Source organism: Streptomyces sp. NPDC047880 (genome assembly GCF_040706515.1).
Lineage (GTDB): Bacteria > Actinomycetota > Actinomycetes > Streptomycetales > Streptomycetaceae > Streptomyces.
Genome location: NZ_JBEZOK010000026.1, coordinates 48,754 through 69,584, shown reverse-complemented (window position 1 = coordinate 69,584; position 20,831 = coordinate 48,754). Strand labels below are relative to the sequence as shown.

Annotated in this window: 20 protein-coding genes, 4 tRNA genes and 1 pseudogene; 13 read left to right on the top strand and 12 right to left on the bottom strand. The window is 70.4% G+C overall.

Going from position 1 to position 20,831, the window contains the following annotated elements; translation table 11 throughout:
* Positions 1-112 precede the first annotated feature (112 nt).
* Positions 113-1,588: a N,N-dimethylformamidase beta subunit family domain-containing protein gene (locus AB0937_RS30955; protein WP_366716280.1), complete on the top strand. Its 1,476-nt coding sequence runs from the start codon at positions 113-115 to the stop codon at positions 1,586-1,588.
* A gap of 69 nt (positions 1,589-1,657) precedes the next feature.
* Complete coding sequence (locus tag AB0937_RS30950; RefSeq protein ID WP_366716278.1) at positions 1,658-2,557, top strand: phosphoribosylaminoimidazolesuccinocarboxamide synthase; 900 nt, start codon at positions 1,658-1,660, stop codon at positions 2,555-2,557.
* Between the two features lie 43 nt (positions 2,558-2,600).
* On the opposite strand, the gene AB0937_RS30945 is transcribed toward AB0937_RS30950, so the two are convergent.
* The 8 genes from AB0937_RS30945 to AB0937_RS30910 all read right to left on the bottom strand — a co-directional run bounded on the left by AB0937_RS30945 (position 2,601) and on the right by AB0937_RS30910 (position 7,198).
* Positions 2,601-2,676: transfer RNA gene (locus tag AB0937_RS30945), tRNA-Gly, on the bottom strand.
* A 22-nt stretch (positions 2,677-2,698) separates the two neighbouring features.
* Positions 2,699-3,319, bottom strand: coding sequence for a response regulator transcription factor (locus AB0937_RS30940; protein ID WP_366716276.1), 621 nt, complete (start codon positions 3,317-3,319; stop codon positions 2,699-2,701).
* On the bottom strand, positions 3,316-4,599 hold the full coding sequence (locus AB0937_RS30935; RefSeq protein ID WP_366716274.1) for a sensor histidine kinase: 1,284 nt from the start codon (positions 4,597-4,599) through the stop codon (positions 3,316-3,318). The genes AB0937_RS30940 and AB0937_RS30935 overlap by 4 nt, the downstream gene beginning before the upstream one ends.
* 21 nt (positions 4,600-4,620) lie before the next feature.
* A complete protein-coding gene (locus tag AB0937_RS30930; protein ID WP_366716272.1) occupies positions 4,621-5,424 on the bottom strand; it encodes an ABC transporter permease in 804 nt (267 codons plus the stop codon).
* The gene (locus AB0937_RS30925; protein ID WP_366716270.1) at positions 5,421-6,392 is read right to left on the bottom strand and encodes an ABC transporter ATP-binding protein; all 972 of its coding nucleotides are present in this window, start codon (positions 6,390-6,392) and stop codon (positions 5,421-5,423) included. Before AB0937_RS30925 ends, AB0937_RS30930 begins: the two co-directional genes overlap by 4 nt.
* A 129-nt stretch (positions 6,393-6,521) precedes the next feature.
* Positions 6,522-6,594: transfer RNA gene (locus tag AB0937_RS30920), tRNA-Gly, on the bottom strand.
* Between the two features lie 80 nt (positions 6,595-6,674).
* Positions 6,675-6,746 (bottom strand) — tRNA-Gly (locus AB0937_RS30915).
* 134 nt (positions 6,747-6,880) lie between these two features.
* Positions 6,881-7,198, bottom strand: coding sequence for an Lsr2 family protein (locus AB0937_RS30910; protein WP_234849502.1), 318 nt, complete (start codon positions 7,196-7,198; stop codon positions 6,881-6,883).
* A 267-nt stretch (positions 7,199-7,465) separates the two neighbouring features.
* On the opposite strand from AB0937_RS30910, the gene purS reads away from it, so the two are divergent.
* The 9 genes and pseudogenes from purS (at position 7,466) to purM (ending at position 16,186) form a co-directional block, all read left to right on the top strand.
* Positions 7,466-7,729 carry a phosphoribosylformylglycinamidine synthase subunit PurS gene (gene purS, locus AB0937_RS30905; RefSeq protein ID WP_031137820.1) on the top strand — a complete coding sequence of 88 codons (264 nt, stop codon included), beginning with the start codon at positions 7,466-7,468 and terminating at the stop codon, positions 7,727-7,729.
* Positions 7,726-8,406, top strand: a complete 681-nt coding sequence (gene purQ, locus AB0937_RS30900) for a phosphoribosylformylglycinamidine synthase subunit PurQ (RefSeq protein ID WP_366716268.1) — start codon at positions 7,726-7,728, stop codon at positions 8,404-8,406. Before purS ends, purQ begins: the two co-directional genes overlap by 4 nt.
* A complete protein-coding gene (purL, locus tag AB0937_RS30895; protein WP_366716266.1) occupies positions 8,403-10,661 on the top strand; it encodes a phosphoribosylformylglycinamidine synthase subunit PurL in 2,259 nt (752 codons plus the stop codon). The genes purQ and purL overlap by 4 nt, the downstream gene beginning before the upstream one ends.
* 113 nt (positions 10,662-10,774) lie before the next feature.
* Complete coding sequence (locus tag AB0937_RS30890) at positions 10,775-11,275, top strand: winged helix-turn-helix domain-containing protein (protein WP_366716264.1); 501 nt, start codon at positions 10,775-10,777, stop codon at positions 11,273-11,275.
* Between the two features lie 25 nt (positions 11,276-11,300).
* Positions 11,301-11,863 (top strand): annotated as a pseudogene (locus AB0937_RS30885) (hypothetical protein).
* 10 nt (positions 11,864-11,873) lie between these two features.
* On the top strand, positions 11,874-12,671 hold the full coding sequence (locus AB0937_RS30880) for a sterol carrier family protein (RefSeq protein WP_366716262.1): 798 nt from the start codon (positions 11,874-11,876) through the stop codon (positions 12,669-12,671).
* A 37-nt stretch (positions 12,672-12,708) separates the two neighbouring features.
* Entirely contained in the window at positions 12,709-13,482 is a 774-nt protein-coding gene (locus AB0937_RS30875; protein WP_366716260.1) for an META domain-containing protein, read from the top strand.
* A 63-nt stretch (positions 13,483-13,545) separates the two neighbouring features.
* Entirely contained in the window at positions 13,546-15,075 is a 1,530-nt protein-coding gene (gene purF / locus AB0937_RS30870) for an amidophosphoribosyltransferase (RefSeq protein ID WP_361122548.1), read from the top strand.
* A 43-nt stretch (positions 15,076-15,118) separates the two neighbouring features.
* Positions 15,119-16,186, top strand: coding sequence for a phosphoribosylformylglycinamidine cyclo-ligase (gene purM, locus AB0937_RS30865; RefSeq protein ID WP_366716258.1), 1,068 nt, complete (start codon positions 15,119-15,121; stop codon positions 16,184-16,186).
* A gap of 84 nt (positions 16,187-16,270) precedes the next feature.
* Here purM and AB0937_RS30860 read toward each other — a convergent pair whose 3' ends face one another.
* Positions 16,271-16,516, bottom strand: coding sequence for a DUF3073 domain-containing protein (locus AB0937_RS30860; protein ID WP_366716256.1), 246 nt, complete (start codon positions 16,514-16,516; stop codon positions 16,271-16,273).
* A gap of 308 nt (positions 16,517-16,824) precedes the next feature.
* On the bottom strand, positions 16,825-17,931 hold the full coding sequence (locus AB0937_RS30855) for a Glu/Leu/Phe/Val dehydrogenase dimerization domain-containing protein (RefSeq protein WP_366716254.1): 1,107 nt from the start codon (positions 17,929-17,931) through the stop codon (positions 16,825-16,827).
* Between the two features lie 223 nt (positions 17,932-18,154).
* On the opposite strand from AB0937_RS30855, the gene AB0937_RS30850 reads away from it, so the two are divergent.
* Both AB0937_RS30850 and bldC read left to right on the top strand, forming a co-directional pair.
* The gene (locus AB0937_RS30850; RefSeq protein WP_366716252.1) at positions 18,155-19,000 is read left to right on the top strand and encodes a hypothetical protein; all 846 of its coding nucleotides are present in this window, start codon (positions 18,155-18,157) and stop codon (positions 18,998-19,000) included.
* A 599-nt stretch (positions 19,001-19,599) separates the two neighbouring features.
* The gene (bldC, locus tag AB0937_RS30845) at positions 19,600-19,806 is read left to right on the top strand and encodes a developmental transcriptional regulator BldC (protein WP_003949541.1); all 207 of its coding nucleotides are present in this window, start codon (positions 19,600-19,602) and stop codon (positions 19,804-19,806) included.
* Between the two features lie 461 nt (positions 19,807-20,267).
* On the opposite strand, the gene AB0937_RS30840 is transcribed toward bldC, so the two are convergent.
* Positions 20,268-20,459 carry a DUF6274 family protein gene (locus AB0937_RS30840; protein WP_366716250.1) on the bottom strand — a complete coding sequence of 64 codons (192 nt, stop codon included), beginning with the start codon at positions 20,457-20,459 and terminating at the stop codon, positions 20,268-20,270.
* A 220-nt stretch (positions 20,460-20,679) separates the two neighbouring features.
* Positions 20,680-20,754, bottom strand: a tRNA-Asp gene (locus AB0937_RS30835).
* Positions 20,755-20,831: the final 77 nt, after the last annotated feature.

Genomic DNA, 20,831 nt, shown 5'->3' with positions numbered 1-20,831 from the left:
GCGTGCGACATACGACAAACACATAGGCGTGAACGCGTCGCATGCACCACACCAGCAGGCATCACCACACCGGCAGGCATCACCACGGGGGCGATGGGGAGGGGAGACGACCATGGGTTCGGAGCAGATCCGCCGCTGGGAGTCGGGGGCGCTGGCGCACGCCGTGACGGACCCCTTCGGACAGGGCCCCGTTCCGTGGCTGCGCGGCAACGTGACGTACTTCGACGACTCGGGCCAGGTCGTCCCCTGGTACGTGGACCAGGACGCCCCCCACCCGTCGAAGAAGGGCAGCCGGTCGGGCGGCCCCCGCGCGGCCGACGACGTGCACCGTCAGATCAAGGGCTTCACCTCCACCGGCGCGGTGGCGCCCGGTGAGGCCATCGACTTCCACATCACGGTGGACCCGCCGCAGCAGTTCGCCGTCGACATCTACCGCATCGGCCATTACGGCGGTGACGGCGCCGCGAAGATCACCACCAGCCCGCGGCTGTCCGGCATCGTCCAGCCCGCGCCGCTCGCCGCGGACCGTACGGTCTCCTGCCACCACTGGTGGCTGTCCTGGCGGCTGCAGGTCCCCTCGTACTGGAACATCGGCGCGTACGTCGCCGTCCTCACCACCGCCGACGGCTACCGCTCCCACGTCCCGTTCACGGTCCGCCACGACCAGCCCGCCGACCTGCTGCTCGTGCTGCCCGACGTCACCTGGCAGGCGTACAACCTCTACCCGGAGGACGGCCGCACGGGCGCCAGCCTCTACCACGCGTGGGACGACGAGGGCCGGCTGCTGGGCGAGTCCGACGCGGCCACGACGGTGTCGTTCGACCGCCCCTACGCGGGCGCGGGCCTCCCGCTCCACGTCGGTCACGCCTACGACGTCATCCGCTGGGCCGAGCGCTACGGCTACGACGTCGCCTACGCCACGGCCAGTGACCTGCACGCGGGCCGCGTCGACCCCGCCCGCTACCGAGGCCTGGTCTTCCCGGGCCACGACGAGTACTGGTCGGCCGCCATGCGCAAAGCCGTGGAGCTCGGCCGCGACGCCGGCACCTCGCTGGTCTTCCTCTCCGCCAACTCCATGTACTGGCAGGTGGAGCTCGGCCCGTCCCCCTCCGGCGTTCCCGACCGGCTGCTGACCTGCCGCAAGCGCAGGGGTCCGGGCAAGCCGGTGCTGTGGCGGGAGATCGACCGGGCGGAACAGCAGCTCCTGGGCATCCAGTACGCCGGGCCCGTCCCCGAGCCGCACCCGCTGATCGTGCGCAACGCCGGGCACTGGCTGTGGGAGGCCACGGGGGCGCACGAGGGCGACGAGATCGAGAACCTGGTGGCGGGCGAGGCCGACCGCTACTTCCCGCGCACCGCGCTGCCCGGGCACGAGGAGCGGATCCTGCTCGCGCACTCCCCGTACACCGACAGGGAGGGCACGCTCCGCCACCAGGAGACGTCCCTGTACCGCGCGCCCTCCGGGGCCTGGGTCTTCGCAGCAGGAACGTTCGCCTGGTCCCCGGCCCTGGACCGCCCCGGCCACGTCGACACGCGTATCCAGCGCGCCACCGCGAATCTGCTGGACCGCATCTGCAAACGCGACTGACCCCATGTCCGGGAGCGGGCTCGTATACGGGAGAATCGAGCCACTTGGACAGAACCACGGGGAGGAACCGTGTCCGGATTCGTCGAAAAGCCCGAGCCGATCCAGGTTCCGGGTCTGGTGCATCTGCACACCGGCAAGGTGCGCGAGCTGTACCGGAACGAGGCGGGCGACCTCGTGATGGTCGCCAGCGACCGCATCTCCGCCTACGACTGGGTGCTGCCGACCGAGATCCCCGACAAGGGCCGGATCCTCACGCAGCTCTCGCTGTGGTGGTTCGAGCGGCTCGCCGACCTGGTCCCGAACCACGTCCTGAGCACGGATCTGCCCGACGGCGCCCCCGCCGACTGGGCGGGCCGCACGCTGGTCTGCAAGTCGCTGCAGATGGTCCCCGTGGAGTGCGTGGCCCGTGGCTACCTCACCGGCTCGGGCCTCGCCGAGTACAACGAGACGCGCACGGTCTGCGGCCTCGCCCTGCCGGAAGGCCTGACCGACGGCAGTGAACTGCCCGCCCCGATCTTCACCCCGGCCACCAAGGCCGCCGTCGGCGAGCACGACGAGAACGTCTCGTACGAGGAGGTCGCCCGCCAGGTCGGCGCGGACACCGCGGCCCGGCTGCGCCAGGCGACCCTCGCGGTCTACTCCCGCGGCCGGGACATCGCCCGGGAACGGGGCATCATCCTGGCCGACACGAAGTTCGAGTTCGGCTTCGACGGCGACGATCTGGTCCTCGCCGACGAGGTCCTCACCGCGGACTCCTCCCGCTTCTGGCCGGCCGGCCAGTGGCAGCCGGGCCGGGCGCAGCCGTCGTACGACAAGCAGTTCGTCCGGGACTGGCTGACCTCGCCGGAGTCCGGCTGGGACCGCAAGAGCGAGCAGCCCCCGCCCGCCCTGCCCCAGCAGGTCGTCGACGCCACCCGAGCCAAGTACGTCGAGGCGTACGAGCGCCTGACCGGCACGAGCTGGACCTAGGGACACGAAGAAGCCCCCCGGCCGGAACCGGGGGGCTTCTCGATGGAGCGAACGACGAGGTTCGAACTCGCGACCTCAACCTTGGCAAGGTTGCGCTCTACCAACTGAGCTACGTTCGCATGCGCCGTGGCGCGAGAACCACTATACCCAACCTCGCTCCCGCGCGAGCCGTACCGCCGCATGCCGGTTCTCCGCACCGAGCTTCGACACGGCCGACGACAGATAGTTCCGCACGGTGCCCTGCGACAGCGCGGCCCGCTCCGCGATCTCCGCGACGGGTGCCCCGTCGGCGGCGAGTTCCAGCACCTCGGCCTCCCGCGCGGTCAGCGGCGAGTCCCCGGCGGCGATCGCGTCGGCGGCCAACTCCGGGTCGACGTAACGGTTCCCGGCGTGCACGGTCCGGATGAGCTCCGCCAGCCGCTGCGCGCTCACGGTCTTCGGCACGAACCCCCGCACTCCGGCCGCCAGGGCCCGCTTCAGATGGCCGGGCCGCCCGTGACCGGTGACGATGAGCACCTTGCACCCGGGCAGTTCGGTCCGCAGGGATGTGGCGACCTTCACACCGTCGGCCCCGGGCATCTGGAGATCCAGCACGGCGACGTCGGGCTTGTGGGCCCGGGCCATGGCCAGCGCCTCGGGGCCGGTGGCGGCCTCGGCGACGACGACGAGGTCGTCCTCCAGCGACAGCAGGGCGGCGAGCGCCCCCCGGATGAGGTGTTCGTCGTCGGCGAGCAGCAGCCGGACGGGCTCCACGGCCGTCATGATGAGACCTCGCTCACAGGGCGCCGCGCGGCAACGGCCGGGACAGCGCCGGAAGGGCTGGACCGCGACGGCAGCGGAATCTCCGCCGTCAACCGGAACAGCCCCTGCCCCGCGGGACCGGCCTCCAGCGTCCCGTCGATCACCGCCAGCCGCTCCCGCAGCCCGGCGAGTCCCGAGCCGGACGGCCCGGACCCGGACTCCGCCCCCGCTTCGGTCACCCCGTCGTTCTCCACGGACAACACCACCAGCCCCTCCAACACCCTCAGTCGCACCGCACACCGCCGCGCGTCCCCGTGCCTCAGCACGTTGGTCACGGCCTCCCGCACCACCCACCCCAGGGCGGACTGCACCGCGGGCGGCAGGCCGGCGGCCGGTGACCCGCCGACCGTGCAGTCGATGCCGGCGGCCGCCAGCACCCCTTGCGCACCGGCGAGTTCCGCGCCGAGGTCGGCCTCCCGGTAGCCGCGCACGACCTCCCGCACCTCCCGCTGCGACTCCTGCGCGAGCCGCTGCACCTCGACCATCTGCGACACGGCCTCGGGGCGTCCCCGCTGGGCCAGCTGCACGGCCAGCTCGCTCTTCAGGGCGATCACGGCGAGGTTGCGCCCCATGACGTCGTGCAGGTCCCGCCCGAACCTCAGCCGTTCCTCGGCGACGGCGAGCCGGGTCCGGGTCTCGCGAGCCTCGTCGAGTTCGTAGACGGCGTTCAGCAGCCACACCGAGAAGACGGCCGTGAAGGCGATGAACACGCCGCCGATCAGCACGATCAGCGCCGTGAAGAGCGCCGTGAGGGCGGGGGCGCCGAGGGCCAGGGCCACCACCAAGGTGCCTGCCGCGAAACCGCCCGAGATGCCGAACGCGCGCCGTCGCGAGCGGACGCCGAGCGCGATGATGCCCGGACCGAAGATCAGGATCACCCCGAAGACCCCACCGGCGGCGGTGTCGACCTCCTCGCGGTGGGGTCCGTGCTCGGCGAGGGCGAGCGCGGCGGCGGCGATCGCGGCGGTGGCGGCGCCCAGCGTCCACATGAGTCCGGTGGGCTGGGGCCTGCGCCCGCGCGTCCAGTCGACCGCCCGTGACACGGTCACGAAGCAGAGGGCGGCGTGCACGGCGACCACCAGCATGACGGCACCGCCGAGGCGCGCCCCGAGCGGGGCCACGGACGTGAGCCCGGCGGAGAAGAACTCCATCACCGCGAAGAAGTGGAACGACCACCGCGTGTACGTCTCGACCTTCTCCGGCGTGCTCTTGTGCCGCCACCACCTGCCCGGCATGCGCATCGGCCCGTCACTCCCCCTCGGTCAGCGGCGCGGTTCCCAGCGGAACCACCGCCGTACAGCAAACACCGCGATGAGGATCCAGGCCACGGCGGTCGCGAGAGCGCCCAGTGCCTCGTACGCGGAAAGGTCTCCGGTCCAGCCGCCGCGCACCAGTGTGACGACCGGCGTCAGGGGCAGCAGCTCGCAGACGGAGGCCACGCGGTCCGGCATGAGCTCCAGCGGCCAGAACATGCCGGAGCCGATCATCGAGACCAGCAGCAGCGGCATGGGCGTGGCCTGGGCGCTCTCGCCGGTCCGGGTGAAGCCGGCGGTGGCCGCGGCGAGGGCGGAGCACATCACGAGCCCCAACAGCAGGCCGAGCACGACCAGATGGGGCGCCGACGGCGCGGACAGGTCCAGCAGGGCGACGCAGCCCGCCGTCAGCAGCAGGCACTGCGCCAGCCCGGTGAGGGCGGCCGGCAGCGAGGAACCGGCCAGGATCTCGACGTCCGTCAGCTCGCCGGTGCGCAGCCGCTTGAGGACGAGCTCCTCACGCCGGACGACGAACACGCCGACGAGCACCGAGTAGACGGCGAACAGCAGGGAGAAGCCGACCGCGGCGGGCAGCACCAGCGTGCCGATGCTCAGCCCCGCCCCGGCGAGGTCCATCTCCTCCGCCGCCGACCGCACGCTGACCGGCATCACCAGCGGCACGAACAGCGCGGCGACGAGCGCGCCCCGGGTCCGCCCCAGGAGCGTCAGTTCTGCGCGGGCGAGCGCGGTCATCCGGCTCAGCGGGGTCGTCGCCGCCGCTGCCGGGCGGGGCGTCGTGCGGATGGCGCTCATGCCGCGTACTCCTTCGTCGTCACGCCGCCGGGCTGCTCCGCGGAGACGTTCTTGGCGATGTTGAGGAACGCCTCCTCCAGGGAGGCCGAGCGCACGTCCAGGCGGCGCAGCTCGACCCTGTTCCGCTCGGCCCACACCAGCAGTGCGGTGGCCGTGCGCTGCAGTTCGCGGGTCGACAGCCGGACGGTCCGGCCGTCGGTCTCGTGGCCGGTCACGCCCAGTTCGCCGAGCGGGGGCAGATCGCCGACGAAGTAGCCGTCGGGCAGTTCGAAGGAGATCCGCGACGGCTCGGTGGCGGTCACCTCGGCCGGGGTCCCGGTGGTGGCGATCCGGCCCTCGTGCATGATCGCGAGCCGGTCGGCGAGGATCTCGGCCTCCTCCAGGTAGTGCGTGGTCAGCAGCACGGTCGTCCCGCCGTCGCGCAGCGCGCTCACCAGTTCCCAGGTGGCCCTGCGGCCTTCGGCGTCCAGGCCGGTGGAGGGCTCGTCGAGGAAGAGCACCTCGGGGTCGCCGAGCAGGGCGAGCGCCAGGTCGAGGCGCCGCCGCTGGCCGCCGGACAGCTGTTTGACCCGGGTGCCGGCCTTGGAGTCCAGGCCGACCAGCGCCAGTACCTCGGCCGGCGGGCGGGCCCCGCTCACGCATCCCGCCCACATCCGGGCGGTCTCGGCGACGGTGAGCTCGGAGGGGAAGCCGCCTTCCTGGAGCATCACGCCGGTGCGGGGCCGCACGGCGGCCCGGTCGGCGTAGGGGTCGTGCCCGAGGACCCGTACCCGTCCGCCGGCGGGCTGCGCGAGTCCCTCCAGGAGTTCGACGGTCGAGGTCTTGCCCGCGCCGTTGGTGCCGAGCAGCGCGAAGATCTCCCCGCGCCGGACGGAAAAGCTGATTCCGCGTACCGCCTCGAACCCGCCCCCGTACACACGTCGCAGGTCGGTGACCTCAATCACGTGTTCGTGTCCGCTGGTTTCCATGCGTCAAGCGTCCCGGCCGGGCGGGACCGGAGGCAGTGCGCGCTGTCATCACTCGGCATGACAAATGTCAGAAGCGGGGAGCCCCACACGAAGAAGCCCCGGTCCTGATGGACCGGGGCTTCTTTCCCGAGCGGACGACGAGGTTCGAACTCGCGACCTCAACCTTGGCAAGGTTGCGCTCTACCAACTGAGCTACGTCCGCAATTGCTCTCGATCAGCTCTCACTGACCGGTGCGGCACCAGCCTACCTGATCCACAACAGTGGCCGGTACGGCGATGCAGAGCGGGTGACAGGAATCGCACACTGCGCCTTCCCCCTGGAAGGGGGATGTTCTACTACTGAACTACACCCGCATGTTTCCGTGAGCTGGGCCTTTCGGCCTCGCCCCTCGGCGTGCTCCAGACTCTAGCTGATCAGCAGGGGTGCTGCGCAAGTCGGCTGCCGCGAGGGGCGGGTGACCGGGCATCGGCCCGGGCTCGACGGGCCGTCACTGCGCGGCGGTGAACGCCTCGTAGACCTTCTTGGGGATGCGCCCGCGCGCGGGGACCTCCATCTTGTTGGCCTGCGCCCAGGCGCGCACGGCCGACGGGTCGGGGGCGACCTCCGTCTGCCGGTACGCCTTGCCCGAGCGGGACCGCTTGCGGCCGGCCTCCACGTAGGGCGCGAGTGCCTTCCGCAGTTCTCCGGCGTTGCCTTCGCTCAGGTCGATCTCGTACGACTTGCCGTCCAGCCCGAAGGCGATCGTTTCCGCCGCTTCCGAGCCGTCGATGTCGTCAAAGAGAGTGACCACGACCTTCTGCGCCACGAATATCGGTCCCTTCATGCGGCACTTTGCCAATTCATTTGTACAGTGCCTGGCAATACATTGTGAAGCCCGACTAAATCCTTCCGCGTGTCAGAAGGCAATAGGTGCCGGGTGTCGATCCGGGATCTTTCCCGAAAATTTCGTGTGTGGGTCCGTCGATGCCGGATCGTGATGACGGTCACGTAGTTTCCTACAAGTCAACGCGCGTAGAAATTTTGTGCGGGTAGTCTGAAGGAACCTGCTCAGCACCACACACCGGGAGTGCCAGTGGCACGCGTCGTAGTCGACGTCATGCTCAAGCCGGAGATCCTCGACCCCCAGGGCCAGGCGGTGCAGCGCGCACTGCCGCGGCTGGGTTTCGACGGGATCTCGGACGTCCGCCAGGGAAAGCGTTTCGAACTGGAAGTTGACGGGCCGGTCGACGAGGCCGCCCTCGCCCGCATTCATGATCTTGCGGAGTCCTTCCTCGCGAACACCGTGATCGAGGACTTCACGATCCGGGTCGAGGAAGTCGCGGAGGCCGCGAAGTGACCGCTCGTATTGGCGTCGTCACTTTTCCCGGCAGCCTGGACGACCGTGACACCCAGCGCGCGATCCGCGTCGCGGGCGCCGAGCCGGTCGCCCTGTGGCACAAGGACAAGGACCTCAAGCAGGTCGACGCCGTGGTGCTGTGTGGTGGTTTCTCCTACGGCGACTATCTGCGCGCCGGGGCCATCGCCCGCTTCTCGCCGGTGATGGAGCCCCTGCTGGAGCAGGCGAAGGCCGGTCTGCCGGTCCTCGGCATCTGCAACGGCTTCCAGATCCTCACCGAGGCCCACCTGCTGCCGGGCACGATGCTGCGCAACGACCACCTGCACTTCATCTGCCGCGACCAGAAGCTGCGGGTGGAGAACGCCGGGACCGCCTGGACCACCGACTACTCGGCCGGCCAGGAGATCCACATCCCGCTGAAGAACAACGACGGGCAGTACGTCGCCGACACGTACACGCTCGACAAGCTGGAGGCCGAGGGCCGTGTCGCCTTCCGGTACCTCGACTTCAACCCCAACGGCTCGCAGCGGGACATCGCCGGCGTCACCAACGAGGCCGGCAACGTGGTCGGCCTCATGCCGCACCCCGAGCACGCCGTCGAGCCGCTGATCGGCACCGGCCGCACCGACGGCCTCCCGTTCTTCACCTCGATCCTCAAGAAGCTGGTCAACGCATGAGCCGGACGCCTCTGGACACGGTCGAGCACGCGGCCGCGACCCCCGACGTCGAGCTGCCCTGGGCCGAACTGGGCCTGAAGAAGGACGAGTACGAGCGGGTCGTGGAGATCCTCGGCCGCCGGCCCACCGGGGCCGAGCTCGCCATGTACTCGGTCATGTGGTCCGAACACTGCTCGTACAAGAGCAGCAAGGTGCACCTGCGCCAGTTCGGCGAGAAGGCCCCGCAGTCCGACGCGATGCTCGTCGGCATCGGTGAGAACGCCGGTGTCGTGGACGTCGGCCAGGGCTACGCGGTCACCTTCAAGGTCGAGTCGCACAACCACCCGTCGTACGTCGAGCCCTACCAGGGCGCGGCCACCGGTGTCGGCGGCATCGTCCGCGACATCATCGCGATGGGCGCCCGCCCGGTCGCGGTCGTCGACCCGCTGCGCTTCGGCGCGGCCGACCACCCCGACACCAAGCGCGTGCTGCCGGGTGTCGTCGCGGGCATCGGCGGCTACGGCAACTGCCTGGGCCTGCCCAACATCGGCGGCGAGGTCGTCTTCGACGCCTGCTACCAGGGCAACCCGCTGGTCAACGCCGGTGCCATCGGCGTCATGCGCCACGAGGACATCCACCTCGCGAAGGCGTCCGGCGCGGGCAACAAGGTCATCCTGTACGGGGCCCGCACCGGCGGCGACGGCATCGGCGGCGCCTCGATCCTGGCCTCCGAGACCTTCGACGACGCCAAGCCCTCGAAGCGCCCGGCCGTGCAGGTCGGCGACCCCTTCCAGGAGAAGCTCCTCATCGAGTGCACCCTGGAGGCCTTCGCCGAGAAGCTGGTCGTCGGCATCCAGGACCTCGGCGCCGCCGGCCTGTCCTGCGCCACGAGCGAGCTGGCCTCCAACGGCTCCGGCGGCATGCGCGTCACCCTGGACGACGTCCCGCTGCGCGACTCCACGCTCTCGCCCGAGGAGATCCTCATGAGCGAGTCGCAGGAGCGCATGTGCGCGGTCGTCGAGCCCGGGAAGGTCGACCGCTTCCTGGAGATCTGCGAGAAGTGGGACGTCATCGCCACCGTCATCGGTGAGGTGACCGACGGCGACCGCCTGGAGATCTACTGGCACGGCGGCAAGATCGTCGACGTCGACCCGCGCACGGTCGCGCACGAGGGCCCGGTCTACGAGCGCCCGTACGCCCGTCCCGACTGGCAGGACGCCCTCCAGGCGGACGACGCGAACAAGCTGCCGCGCCCGGTGACCTCCGAGGAGCTGAGGGACCAGGTCCTGAAGCTGGTCGCCTCCCCGAACCAGGCCTCCAAGTCCTGGATCACCAGCCAGTACGACCACTTCGTGCAGGGCAATACCGTCCTCGCCCAGCCCGAGGACTCCGGCATGATCCGGATCGACGAGGAGACCGGCCTCGGTGTGGCCATCGCCACGGACGGCAACGGCCGGTACGCCAAGCTCGACCCGTACCACGGCGCCCAGCTGGCCCTGGCGGAGGCGTACCGCAACGTCGCCACCACCGGCGCCAGGCCGCTGGCCGTCTCCGACTGCCTGAACTTCGGCTCGCCCGAGGACCCGGCGGTGATGTGGCAGTTCGCGGAGGCCGTGCGCGGTCTGGCGGACGCCTGCCAGCAGCTCGGCACGCCCGTGACCGGCGGCAACGTCTCGCTCTACAACCAGACGGGCGAGGCCGCCATCCACCCGACCCCGGTCGTCGCGGTCCTGGGCGTCATCGACGACGTCGCCCGCCGCACCCCGGTCGCCTTCCAGGAGGAGGGCCAGCTGCTCTACCTCCTCGGCGACACCCGCGAGGAGTTCGGCGGCTCGGCCTGGTCCCAGGTGATCCACGACCACCTCGGCGGCCTGCCGCCCAAGGTCGACCTGGAGCGGGAGCGGCTGCTGGCCGAGATCCTGATCTCCGCGTCCCGCGACGGCATGATCGACTCCGCGCACGACTTGTCCGACGGCGGTCTGATCCAGGCGGTCGTCGAGTCGGCCCTGCTCGGCGGCAAGGGCGCCCGTCTGATCGTCCCGGACGGTCTGGACGCCTTCACCTTCCTCTTCTCGGAGTCGGCGGGCCGCGCGGTCGTGGCCGTACCGCGCTCGGAAGAGGTCCGCTTCAACGACATGTGCGGTGCGCGGGGCCTGCCGGCCACCCGCATCGGCGTCGTCGACGGCGACACCGTGGACGTCCAGGGCGAGTTCGCCCTGCCCCTGTCCGAGCTGCGCGAGGCGCACGAGGGCACGATCCCGGCGCTGCTGAAGTAGGCACCGCAGGGAAGCCCCCGCCCGGTCCACCGGGCGGGGGCTTCGCCGTGTCCGGACGGAGGTTGCGCCTCCCACCCTTGCATGTAATTACGTAGTTCCGTAATCTCTGAGAAATGGACCTGGAACAACGCGTCGCTGAGCTCGAACGCCGTCTGGCGGTCCTGGAGGGCACCCGGAGCACCGGCCCCCGCGTCGTCGGGGGCGACTTCTGGGCGCTGAACGGGCTGCAGGAGCAGCTGTCCGGGGCGGAGGCGGCCGACGGCGGTGTCCTCTACACGGGCTCCGTGGGCCTGCCGACGGGCGAGGAGTACTCCTGGCAGATGACCGTCCTCACGGAGGACCTGCTGGAGAGCGACTGGACCACGGCCGCCGAGTCGTTCGCGGCCCTCGGCCACCCGGTCCGTCTCCGGCTGCTGCGCGAGATCCTCGGCGGCCGGCGCACCGCCGCCGAACTCGCCGGGATGGACGAGGTCGGCACGACCGGCCAGATCTACCACCACCTGCGCCAGCTCACCGCCACGGGCTGGCTCCACACGACCGGCCGCGGCCGCCACGAGGTGCCACCGGCCCGGGTCGTACCGCTGCTGGTGGCACTGGCGACGACCCGCCCGTAGCAGCGACGGAACGAGGGGGACGGACATGTCCGCACGCAAGCTCGGCACGACAGCCTTCCGAGGGCTTCAGCTGGCCTTCGCCGGGATGGTGATCGTCCACGTCCTGACCGGCTGGGACTATGCGGTCTGGTGGGACTTCCTGCCCCTGGCCCTGGCCTACGTCGTGGTCACCGTCACCAACCGCTGGGGCGGCGCACCGGACGACCCCGGCGTCGCCCGTGAGCCCCTGGAGGTCGCCGCGCCCGTCACCGGGCGCTGGTCCGCGCTGAACAGCCCGGCCGACCGCACCCCGAGCCACGGTGTGCACGCCCACGGGCAGACGTACGCCATCGACGTCCTCGCCGAGCCCGAGCCGGGCGCCCGCCCGTCCTTCGGCTGGTTCTGGCCGCTCGCCCGCCGGCCCCGGGACTTCCCGGCGTTCGGCGCCCCAACTCCGGCAACTCCTCCGAACCGCACCTGCACTTCCAGTTGATGGACGGCCCGGACCCGGACGCGGCCCGGGGCGTCCCCTTCACCTGGCGGGGCATCGGGGTGCCCCGGAACGGAGAGGTCTTCGAGGCGGCTCCCCCTGTCACCGCCCGCACTTAGGCTGGCCCCCATGCCACCGGCCAGGAAACGCACCCGCAGCTACGACCCCGCCAAGATCCGCGCGGCGGTGCTCGCACAGTTCGGGCACGTACGGGACGCTGTCGCCGGCCTCACCCCCGAGCATTTCGCCCTGCCCACCCGGCTGGGCGACTGGACCGTACGGGACCTGACGGCCCACGTCGGGATGAGCCTCGGGGCGGTGTCCCGGCTGACCGGACTGCCGGAACCGGCCGAGCAGGACGGCACACTCCTCGACTGGCCCTCCGCGATAGCGGCCGACGCGCCGGACATCGCCGCCCACGCCCGCGAACTGGCCGAGACCCACCCGGATCCCGTCGCCCACCTCGCGGCCACCGAGGAGCGCTTCACCGCCGGCCTCGAGGCCCACCCCGGCACCCGGCTCCTCGCCACCAGCGCCGGCGCCCTGCCCCTGGCCGACTACCTCGTCACGCGCACCGTCGAACTCGTCGTCCACACCGACGACCTCAACGCCGCCGTCCCCGGCCTGGACATCCCCTACGACCGTCAGGCCCTCGCCGCCTGCACCCGGCTCCTGGCCGACGCGCTCGCCGCGAAGGCGCCCGGCGGATCGACGGAGGTGCGGGTGCCGCCGTACGCGGTGGTGCAGTGCCTGGAGGGACCGCGGCACACCCGGGGCACCCCGCCCAACGTCGTGGAGACGGACCCGCTGACCTGGATCCGGCTGGCGACCGGACGGGTCACCTGGGCGTCGGCGCTCCAGGACGCCAAGGTCAGCGCCAGCGGGGAGCGGGCGGACCTGTCGGGCTGCCTGCCCCTGCTGCGCTAAGGGGAACCGATCCCCCCGGGTCCCCCGTCGAAGTGGCATGGACAGGCAGAAGCAGCGCATGACCCTGACGGCCGCCGCCATGCTCGTCCCGCTCATGGCGGCCTGTGGCAGTGAGAAGGCGGACGGCGGCAGCGGCTCGGTCGGTGCCGGCGAGCAGGTCACCGGTGTGCGGTGGAGCGTGGACAGCGTCACCGCGGACGGCAGGACGCAGAAGGCCCCGGCCGGCGCCCACGTGACCATCGACCGGGGCCGGGCCGAAGGCAGCCTCGGCTGCAACCACTTCAGCGCCGAGGCCACCGTCGACGGCGACCGCGTGCGGCTCGGCAAGACCAGGGCCACCGAGATGGCCTGCGAGAACATGCCGATGGAGTTCGAGACGACCCTCGCGCGCGCCCTCTCCGAGCAGGAGCTGAAGGCGACGGTGGACGACGACCGCCTCACCCTCACCACCGACCGGGGCGACACCGTCCGTCTGAGCGAGGCGAAGGACGCCCCGCTGGCCGGCACCCAGTGGACCGTCACGACCCCGGACGCCGACGGCCGGGCCCACCTCACCTTCGACGAGAAGAAGGGCACCGTCTCCGGCAGCCTCGGCTGCAACAAGGTGAACGCCAAGGCCACGGTCCGCGACGGCCATATCACCCTCGGCCCACCCGCCACGACCCGAATGATGTGCGAAGACTCACTCATGGACGTCGAGAAGAAGCTGCTGCGTCTTTTCGACGGAAAGCTGAAGTACGGAGTCGATCACCAAACCCTCACGCTGACCAGCGAAAACGGTACGAGTGCGCGAGCGGTCGCCGAGCGGTGATCCACCGGAAAGTCCGGTATCCCCAATTCGGACCAGTGGTCGACCTCGCCTACACTCGGTGGCGTGCCACGTGGTGACGGACGACTCAACCACGACCTGCTCCCCGGTGAGAAGGGCCCCCAGGACGCTTGTGGCGTCTTCGGTGTCTGGGCTCCGGGCGAAGAGGTCGCCAAGCTCACGTACTTCGGGCTCTACGCCCTCCAGCATCGAGGCCAGGAATCCGCGGGAATCGCGGTCAGCAACGGCTCCCAGATCCTCGTCTTCAAGGACATGGGCCTGGTTTCCCAGGTCTTCGACGAGACCTCCCTCGGTTCGCTCCAGGGTCACATCGCGGTCGGACACGCCCGCTACTCGACCACCGGTGCCTCCGTCTGGGAGAACGCCCAGCCGACCTTCCGCGCGACCGGACACGGATCCATCGCGCTCGGCCACAACGGCAATCTCGTCAACACCGCCCAGCTCGCCGAGATGGTCGCCGACCTGCCCAAGCAGGAAGGCGGCCGCACCCCGCGCGTCGCGGCGACCAACGACACCGACCTGCTCACCGCGCTCCTGGCGGCCCAGGTCGACGAGGACGGCAAGCCGCTGACCATCGAGGAGGCCGCACACACGGTCCTCCCGCAGGTCAGAGGCGCCTTCTCGCTCGTCTTCATGGACGAGCACACCCTGTACGCGGCCCGCGACCCGCAGGGCATCCGCCCGCTGGTCCTCGGCCGGCTGGAGCGCGGCTGGGTCGTCGCCTCCGAGTCCGCCGCCCTCGACATCTGCGGCGCCAGCTACGTCCGCGAGATCGAGCCGGGCGAGTTCGTCGCCATCGACGAGAACGGCCTCAGGACCTCCCGATTCGCGGACGCGAAGCCCAAGGGCTGTGTCTTCGAGTACGTGTACCTGGCCCGCCCCGACACCGACATCGCCGGCCGGAACGTGTACCTCTCCCGCGTGGAGATGGGCCGCAAGCTGGCGAAGGAGGCCCCGGTCGAGGCGGACCTGGTGATAGCGACGCCGGAGTCCGGCACCCCCGCCGCCATCGGCTACGCGGAGGCCTCCGGCATCCCCTTCGGCAACGGCCTGGTGAAGAACGCCTACGTCGGGCGCACCTTCATCCAGCCCTCGCAGACCATCCGCCAGCTGGGCATCCGTCTGAAGCTGAACCCGCTGAAGGAAGTCATCAAGGGCAAGCGCCTGGTCGTCGTCGACGACTCGATCGTGCGCGGCAACACCCAGCGGGCCCTGGTCCGCATGCTGCGCGAGGCGGGCGCCGCCGAGGTCCACATCCGGATCTCCTCGCCGCCCGTGAAGTGGCCCTGCTTCTTCGGCATCGACTTCGCGACCCGCGCCGAGCTCATCGCCAACGGCATGACGATCGACGAGATCGGCACGTCCCTGGGCGCCGACTCCCTGGCCTACATCTCCATCGACGGCATGATCGAGGCGACCACCATCGCCAAGCCGAACCTGTGCCGCGCCTGCTTCGACGGCGAGTACCCGATGGAGCTCCCGGACCCCGAGCTGCTCGGCAAGCAGCTGCTGGAAACGGAGCTGGCCGCCGGCCCGGCCGCCACGGCCGCCGCCGACGCGATCCGCCGTCCGTAGACGGCCCGTATCACCTGCCGTACGACACGAAGGTTTCATCGTCATGCCTGACACAACTGGTGCCAGCTACGCAGCCGCGGGCGTCGACATCGAAGCGGGCGACCGCGCCGTCGAACTGATGAAGGAGTGGGTGAAGAAGGCGCAGCGCCCCGAGGTCCTCGGCGGCCTCGGCGGCTTCGCCGGTCTCTTCGACGCCTCCGCCCTGAAGAACTACGAGCGGCCCCTGCTGGCCTCCGCCACGGACGGCGTCGGTACCAAGGTCGACATCGCCCGGCAGATGGGCGTCTACGACTCCATCGGCCACGACCTGGTCGCCATGGTCATGGACGACATCGTGGTCTGCGGCGCCGAGCCGCTGTTCATGACCGACTACATCTGCGTCGGCAAGGTCCACCCCGAGCGGGTCGCCGCCATCGTCAAGGGCATCGCCGAGGGCTGTGTGCTGGCCGGCTGCGCCCTGGTCGGCGGCGAGACGGCCGAGCACCCGGGCCTGCTGGGCGAGGACGACTTCGACGTCGCCGGCGCCGGTACGGGCGTCGTGGAGGCCGACCGGCTGCTCGGCGCCGATCGCATCCGGACGGGCGACGCGGTGATCGCCATGGCGTCCTCCGGCCTTCACTCGAACGGGTACTCCCTCGTCCGCCACGTCCTGCTCAACCAGGCCGGTCTGACCCTGGACGCGCACGTCGAGGAGCTCGGCCGCACCCTCGGCGAGGAGCTGCTGGAGCCGACGAAGATCTACTCGCTGGACTGCCTGGCCCTGATGCGCACCACCGAGGTGCACGCCTTCAGTCACATCACCGGCGGCGGACTCGCGGCCAACCTCGCCCGGGTCATCCCGGACGAGCTGCACGCGATCGTGGACCGCTCCACCTGGACCCCGGCCCCGATCTTCGACCTCGTCGGCCGCACCGGCAGCGTCGAACGCCTGGAGCTCGAGAAGACCCTGAACATGGGCGTCGGCATGATCGCGATCGTGCCCCAGGAGTCCGTGGACGTGGCCCTGGCGACCCTCGCCGACCGTGGCGTGGACGCCTGGGTGGCCGGAGAGATCACGGACCGGGGCGAGCACACCACCGGCGCCGCCCTGATCGGTGACTACGCGAGCTGAGACACGGGGTCATGACCGTGCAGGCAGCACAGAACCCGGTCGGTGACCGTCGGTCACCGACCGGGTGAGTGCGTCAGTGCAGGGTCAAGCGCCGCGACGATGCTGCGAGGACTGGCTGTCCTCGTCGTCGTCGTCCTCGTAGAGGTCGGCGTACCGTGCGTACAGGTCGTCGTCCTCATCGTCTTCGAACGGCTCGCCGTTAGGCGGCTGCGGATTCGAAGGCGATGCACCCAGCTCCTCGGCCAGGCGTGAGAGGTCAGTCCCACCGCTGTTGTACTTCAGCTGGCGGGCGACCTTCGTCTGCTTGGCCTTGGCCCGGCCGCGCCCCATGGCTCGACCCCCTCAACGACGGGGCTCGACGGCCCCAGAGTCTTGACACGCGTTCATGGTCCGGCACGGACTCTCCGCAGAGAGACCGTGTCCGTAGGGCTTCCACGGTACCTGAGCCCGCGCCCATACGGTACGTCGCCCGCATGACGTGCCCGCGCCCAGGACCTTCGAGGCGCCCCGTCCTCGCTGGTCAACCGCGATTTTAACCACTTATCGGCGGTCGACCCGCCGGTAGAAGTGAGAGTTCTCTCTAACTGCCCACCGACGGGTACCGGCCAAACGTGCGAGACGCCGGGATCAGCCCGGGGTCACCGGGCCCGGCGGGCCAGGGCCGCGTCGTGCATCCGCTGCTCGGCGATCCGGTCGGCCGCCGCGGCCGGCGGAATGCCGTCCTCCTTCGCACGTGCGAATATGGCCAGCGTGGTGTCGAAGATCTTCGACGCCTTCGCCTTGCACCGGTCGAAGTCGAAGCCGTGCAGCTCGTCGGCGACCTGGATGACCCCGCCGGCGTTCACCACGTAGTCCGGCGCGTAGAGGATCCCGCGGTCGGCGAGGTCCTTCTCCACGCCCGGGTGGGCGAGCTGGTTGTTGGCGGCGCCGCAGACCACCTTGGCGGTGAGCGCCGGCACGGTGTCGTCGTTCAGGGCCCCGCCGAGCGCGCAGGGGGCGTAGATGTCGAGGCCCTCGGCGCGGATCAGGGTGGCGGTGTCGGCGACGGCCGTCACTCCTGTCGGGTGCGCCGCGAGGATCCGGCCCACGGCCTCCTCGCGCACATCGGTGATGAGGACCTCGGCGCCCTCCGCCCGCAGATGCTCGACCAGGTGGTGGCCGACCTTGCCGACACCGGCGATGCCGACCCGCCTGCCCCGCAGCGAGGGGTCGCCCCACACATGCTGTGCGGAGGCGCGCATGCCCTGGTAGACGCCGTAGGCGGTGAGGACGGAGGAGTCCCCGGCGCCGCCGTTCTCGGGGGAGCGGCCGGTCGTCCAGCGGCACTCGCGGGCGACGACGTCCATGTCGGCGACGTACGTGCCGACGTCGCAGGCGGTGACGTAGCGGCCGCCGAGCGAGGCGACGAACCGGCCGTAGGCGAGGAGCAGCTCCTCGCTCTTGATCGTGTCCGGGTCGCCGATGATCACGGCCTTGCCGCCGCCGTGGCCGAGACCGGCCATGGCGTTCTTGTACGACATCCCGCGGGCGAGGTTCAGCGCGTCGGCGACGGCTTCGGCCTCGGTCGCGTACGGGTAGAAGCGCGTACCGCCGAGGGCGGGGCCCAGGGCGGTGGAGTGGAGGGCGATGACGGCCTTGAGGCCGCTCGCGCGGTCCTGGCAGAGCACGACTTGCTCATGTCCGCCCTGGTCCGAGTGGAACAGGGTGTGCAGTACATCAGCAGGTGCGCCGGTTACGTCGGTCACTGTGGTGACTCCTGAGTAAGTTGCGGCGGGTGGAGAGCAGGCCCCGTGCGGGTGGCGGGGACTGTTGAGCATGAGATTAGAGCCTGGTGGCCCCTCCGGCCGCACCGTGCACAGGATCCCCTCCGACCGGAGTACACCCGTGCGACGATTTGCATAGATTTCCCGCGCGATCGTGAGCGGGTCCGGCAGGTTTTCGCGGCGGAGCGCGGGGGAGGGAGCAGGCGTGCCCAAGGTGACCTCGGTGATCGTCCCCTACGCGACCTACCTGCGCGTGTACGAACCGCTGGCCGCCTTCCCCGAGCCGGAGCGCAGCCAGTGGGCCCGCTACGCCCGTCGCACGGACCGCCCCTCGTACCAGGACGAACTCCGCCGTGCCCTGACCGACTTGGCGCCCACCCCGCCGGTCCCGGTGCCGGTGCACGAGAGCGAGGACGCCTTCGTGCTGGAGGTCGACGGCGTGGTCTGCGTCTGCCCCTGGCGCACCCGGCTGCGCGGCTGGCTGGCCCTGGACGAGCTGTCCGAGGAGCTGCCCCGGCCGGTCATGGACGCGGTCCTGCCGCCCGTCCTGCGGCGCCAGGCGGCCCAGGACTACGAGCGCTGGCTGGCGATCAACCCGGACGCCCGGCCGTGGATCCGTACGGCCACCTGGCAGGTGCCGATCAACTGGTTCGTGCTGGTCTCCGACGAGGAGCGCGAGTACGACAAGGGCGCGTCGGCCGACAGCCCGCCCGTGCTGCGCTACCGCACCCCCATGGTCCAGGCCCGGCGGCGGGTGGCCCGGGGTCTGCGCGCCCTGAGGGAGGCCATGAACGAAGGGCCGCTGATCGACGGCCTGACGGATGTCGGGCGCTGGCTGGAGGAGTTCCACCCGCGTTCGCTCGTGGAACTGGACTACGGCGGCCTGGTGCACGCGGTGCCCGCCGGGGCGCTGGAGGACGACCATTCGGCCGCGGACGTGGCCGAGGGGATCGCCGCGCTGCGCAGGGGCGACGGGGAGGCCGCGGGGAAGGCGTACGCCCGGCTCGTGGAGCGCTGGCGTTCCGTACGGGATCTGCGGTCGGCCAACTGACCCCTGACCTTGATGTCCGTACACACCGCTCGCATTCGGTCACGAACTGACGTTTGACGAACCGCCCGATTTGGGGTTTCGTCCTCGCACCGAGTTCCTGAAGCGGGCCGTGTTCTTCCTGAGGCTTCGTCAACAAGGGACGTAGGACCCGATCCGGGCAGACCTCTCAAGTAGGCCAAGCGTGACGGAGTACACGTACGAGGCTCTTGCGTCCCTTGCCCCTCCTCATGCCAAAATAGGACAAGGAGTCCGGGGAGGGCTCCTTCCGTCCCATGGTGCTGCACTATGGGCGGAATCTCAGCATTGCACGCTTTGGGGGGCCTGGTGACTTCCTGATCGCCCTGTGACTGATCGTCACAGTGGTGTGACTGTCCGCTATGGCATGGTCCATCGGCTTCCGTCGCTGATGAACACCTGGAGGGGCAATTCCATCGGTTTGGCCGACGCGGCTGGACAGATGGTGTAGTTGTAGTGCCGAGGACAAGCCGTTCGTCCTATAACCGACTCGACTCGCGTCCGCCATTTCGGGCAACGCGGGTCAAGGTGCAGAATTTAGAGGAAAGAACCGAGAAGGTTCGGTTCTCCCGAGGAGGCCGCTCATGACCGCTCGCACCCCTGATGCCGAGCCGCTGCTGACCCCGGCTGAGGTCGCCACCATGTTCCGTGTGGACCCGAAGACGGTCACGCGGTGGGCGAAGGCCGGCAAGCTCACGTCGATCCGCACGCTCGGCGGGCATCGGCGCTACCGCGAGGCTGAGGTCCGCGCTCTGCTCGCGGGCATCCCGCAGCAGCGCAGCGAGGCCTGAACAACTGAATAACCGGGCAAACCGGCCGGTCCCCCACTGGCCGCGACGCCCGGAACCGCAGCTCCAAGCGACGCGGGTCCTGCCCCAACAGGCCCCACGCCCGAGCCACTCAGAGCTCTCCAGGCATACAACAGGGTGCGTCGTCGATCGCGCTGGACTCCGCCGGGTCCAGCGCGATCTTTTTTGTGCGCCCGCGGTGGGTCTGCCGATCCTGCTGTGCGCGGCCTTGTAGGAGCCTGGGGAGGGGTGTCGGATCCCCCGTGCGTGACACCCCGGACAGGGTGCAATTGCACATATTAAATTGACCCTTTGTAGGTGGGGCGTAAGTACCGCACTTTCCAAAACTCATGCGGTGACACCCGTCACATACCAAGCGGCTTGTTAGCCCCGCCCGGGGTGCGGTAGAGAAGCCGCCCTTGCCAGCAGCCCGCGTACGCAGGGGCGTTGGGGCCATTCGTGGGTCATGCCGGCGCCGGGCTCTCGTCCTCCGGGGGCGGGGCCGCGGTCCGGGTGGTACGCGGTGCGGACTCCATCGCCAGCCGCAGCAGGCGATGACATATCGGGCAGTGCCGTGTGAGGTGCCGGTACGACGACGCGGCCGACAGGTGCGCGCGGAGCAGAGCGCGCGTCTCGTGCCTGGCCACTGCCGCCATACGCCACCTCCAGGGGCCGTAGGGAGAACGGCCATGGTTCTGGGGTACCGAGGGATTGAGGGGCCGTCAAGACGGCCTGTGCCGGCCCGGAGGCGGACGCGGAGGCCAGGGCGCATGAAAGAGCCGGGGATCCGTGGGTCAGGATGCGGGAGAGATCGCCCCGTGAAGGCCCACGAGCAACGCGAAGAGCCCGGATCCGAAGATCCGGGCTCCTTTGCTGCGGTCCTGACGGGATTTGAACCCGCGGCCTCCACCTTGACAGGGTGGCGAGCACTCCAAACTGCTCCACAGGACCAGGTTTCGCAGTGCGATTCGTGCGTTGCGCTGCGAGAAGAGACTGTACAGGAGGGTGGGCCCCTGGTCGAACTCACC

Bases quoted from the DNA above. Each gene is read 5' to 3' on its own strand.
- AB0937_RS30955 (WP_366716280.1), top strand. From the start codon at position 113: ATGGGTTCGGAGCAGATCCGCCGCTGGGAGTCGGGGGCGCTGGCGCAC.
- AB0937_RS30940 (WP_366716276.1), bottom strand. From the start codon at position 3,319: ATGACGGCCGTGGAGCCCGTCCGGCTGCTGCTCGCCGACGACGAACAC.
- AB0937_RS30935 (WP_366716274.1), bottom strand. From the start codon at position 4,599: ATGCGCATGCCGGGCAGGTGGTGGCGGCACAAGAGCACGCCGGAGAAG.
- AB0937_RS30930 (WP_366716272.1), bottom strand. From the start codon at position 5,424: ATGAGCGCCATCCGCACGACGCCCCGCCCGGCAGCGGCGGCGACGACC.
- AB0937_RS30925 (WP_366716270.1), bottom strand. From the start codon at position 6,392: ATGGAAACCAGCGGACACGAACACGTGATTGAGGTCACCGACCTGCGA.
- purL (WP_366716266.1), top strand. From the start codon at position 8,403: ATGAGCCGGACGCCTCTGGACACGGTCGAGCACGCGGCCGCGACCCCC.
- AB0937_RS30890 (WP_366716264.1), top strand. From the start codon at position 10,775: ATGGACCTGGAACAACGCGTCGCTGAGCTCGAACGCCGTCTGGCGGTC.
- AB0937_RS30880 (WP_366716262.1), top strand. From the start codon at position 11,874: ATGCCACCGGCCAGGAAACGCACCCGCAGCTACGACCCCGCCAAGATC.
- AB0937_RS30875 (WP_366716260.1), top strand. From the start codon at position 12,709: ATGGACAGGCAGAAGCAGCGCATGACCCTGACGGCCGCCGCCATGCTC.
- purM (WP_366716258.1), top strand. From the start codon at position 15,119: ATGCCTGACACAACTGGTGCCAGCTACGCAGCCGCGGGCGTCGACATC.
- AB0937_RS30860 (WP_366716256.1), bottom strand. From the start codon at position 16,516: ATGGGGCGCGGCCGGGCCAAGGCCAAGCAGACGAAGGTCGCCCGCCAG.
- bldC (WP_003949541.1), top strand. From the start codon at position 19,600: ATGACCGCTCGCACCCCTGATGCCGAGCCGCTGCTGACCCCGGCTGAG.
- AB0937_RS30840 (WP_366716250.1), bottom strand. From the start codon at position 20,459: ATGGCGGCAGTGGCCAGGCACGAGACGCGCGCTCTGCTCCGCGCGCAC.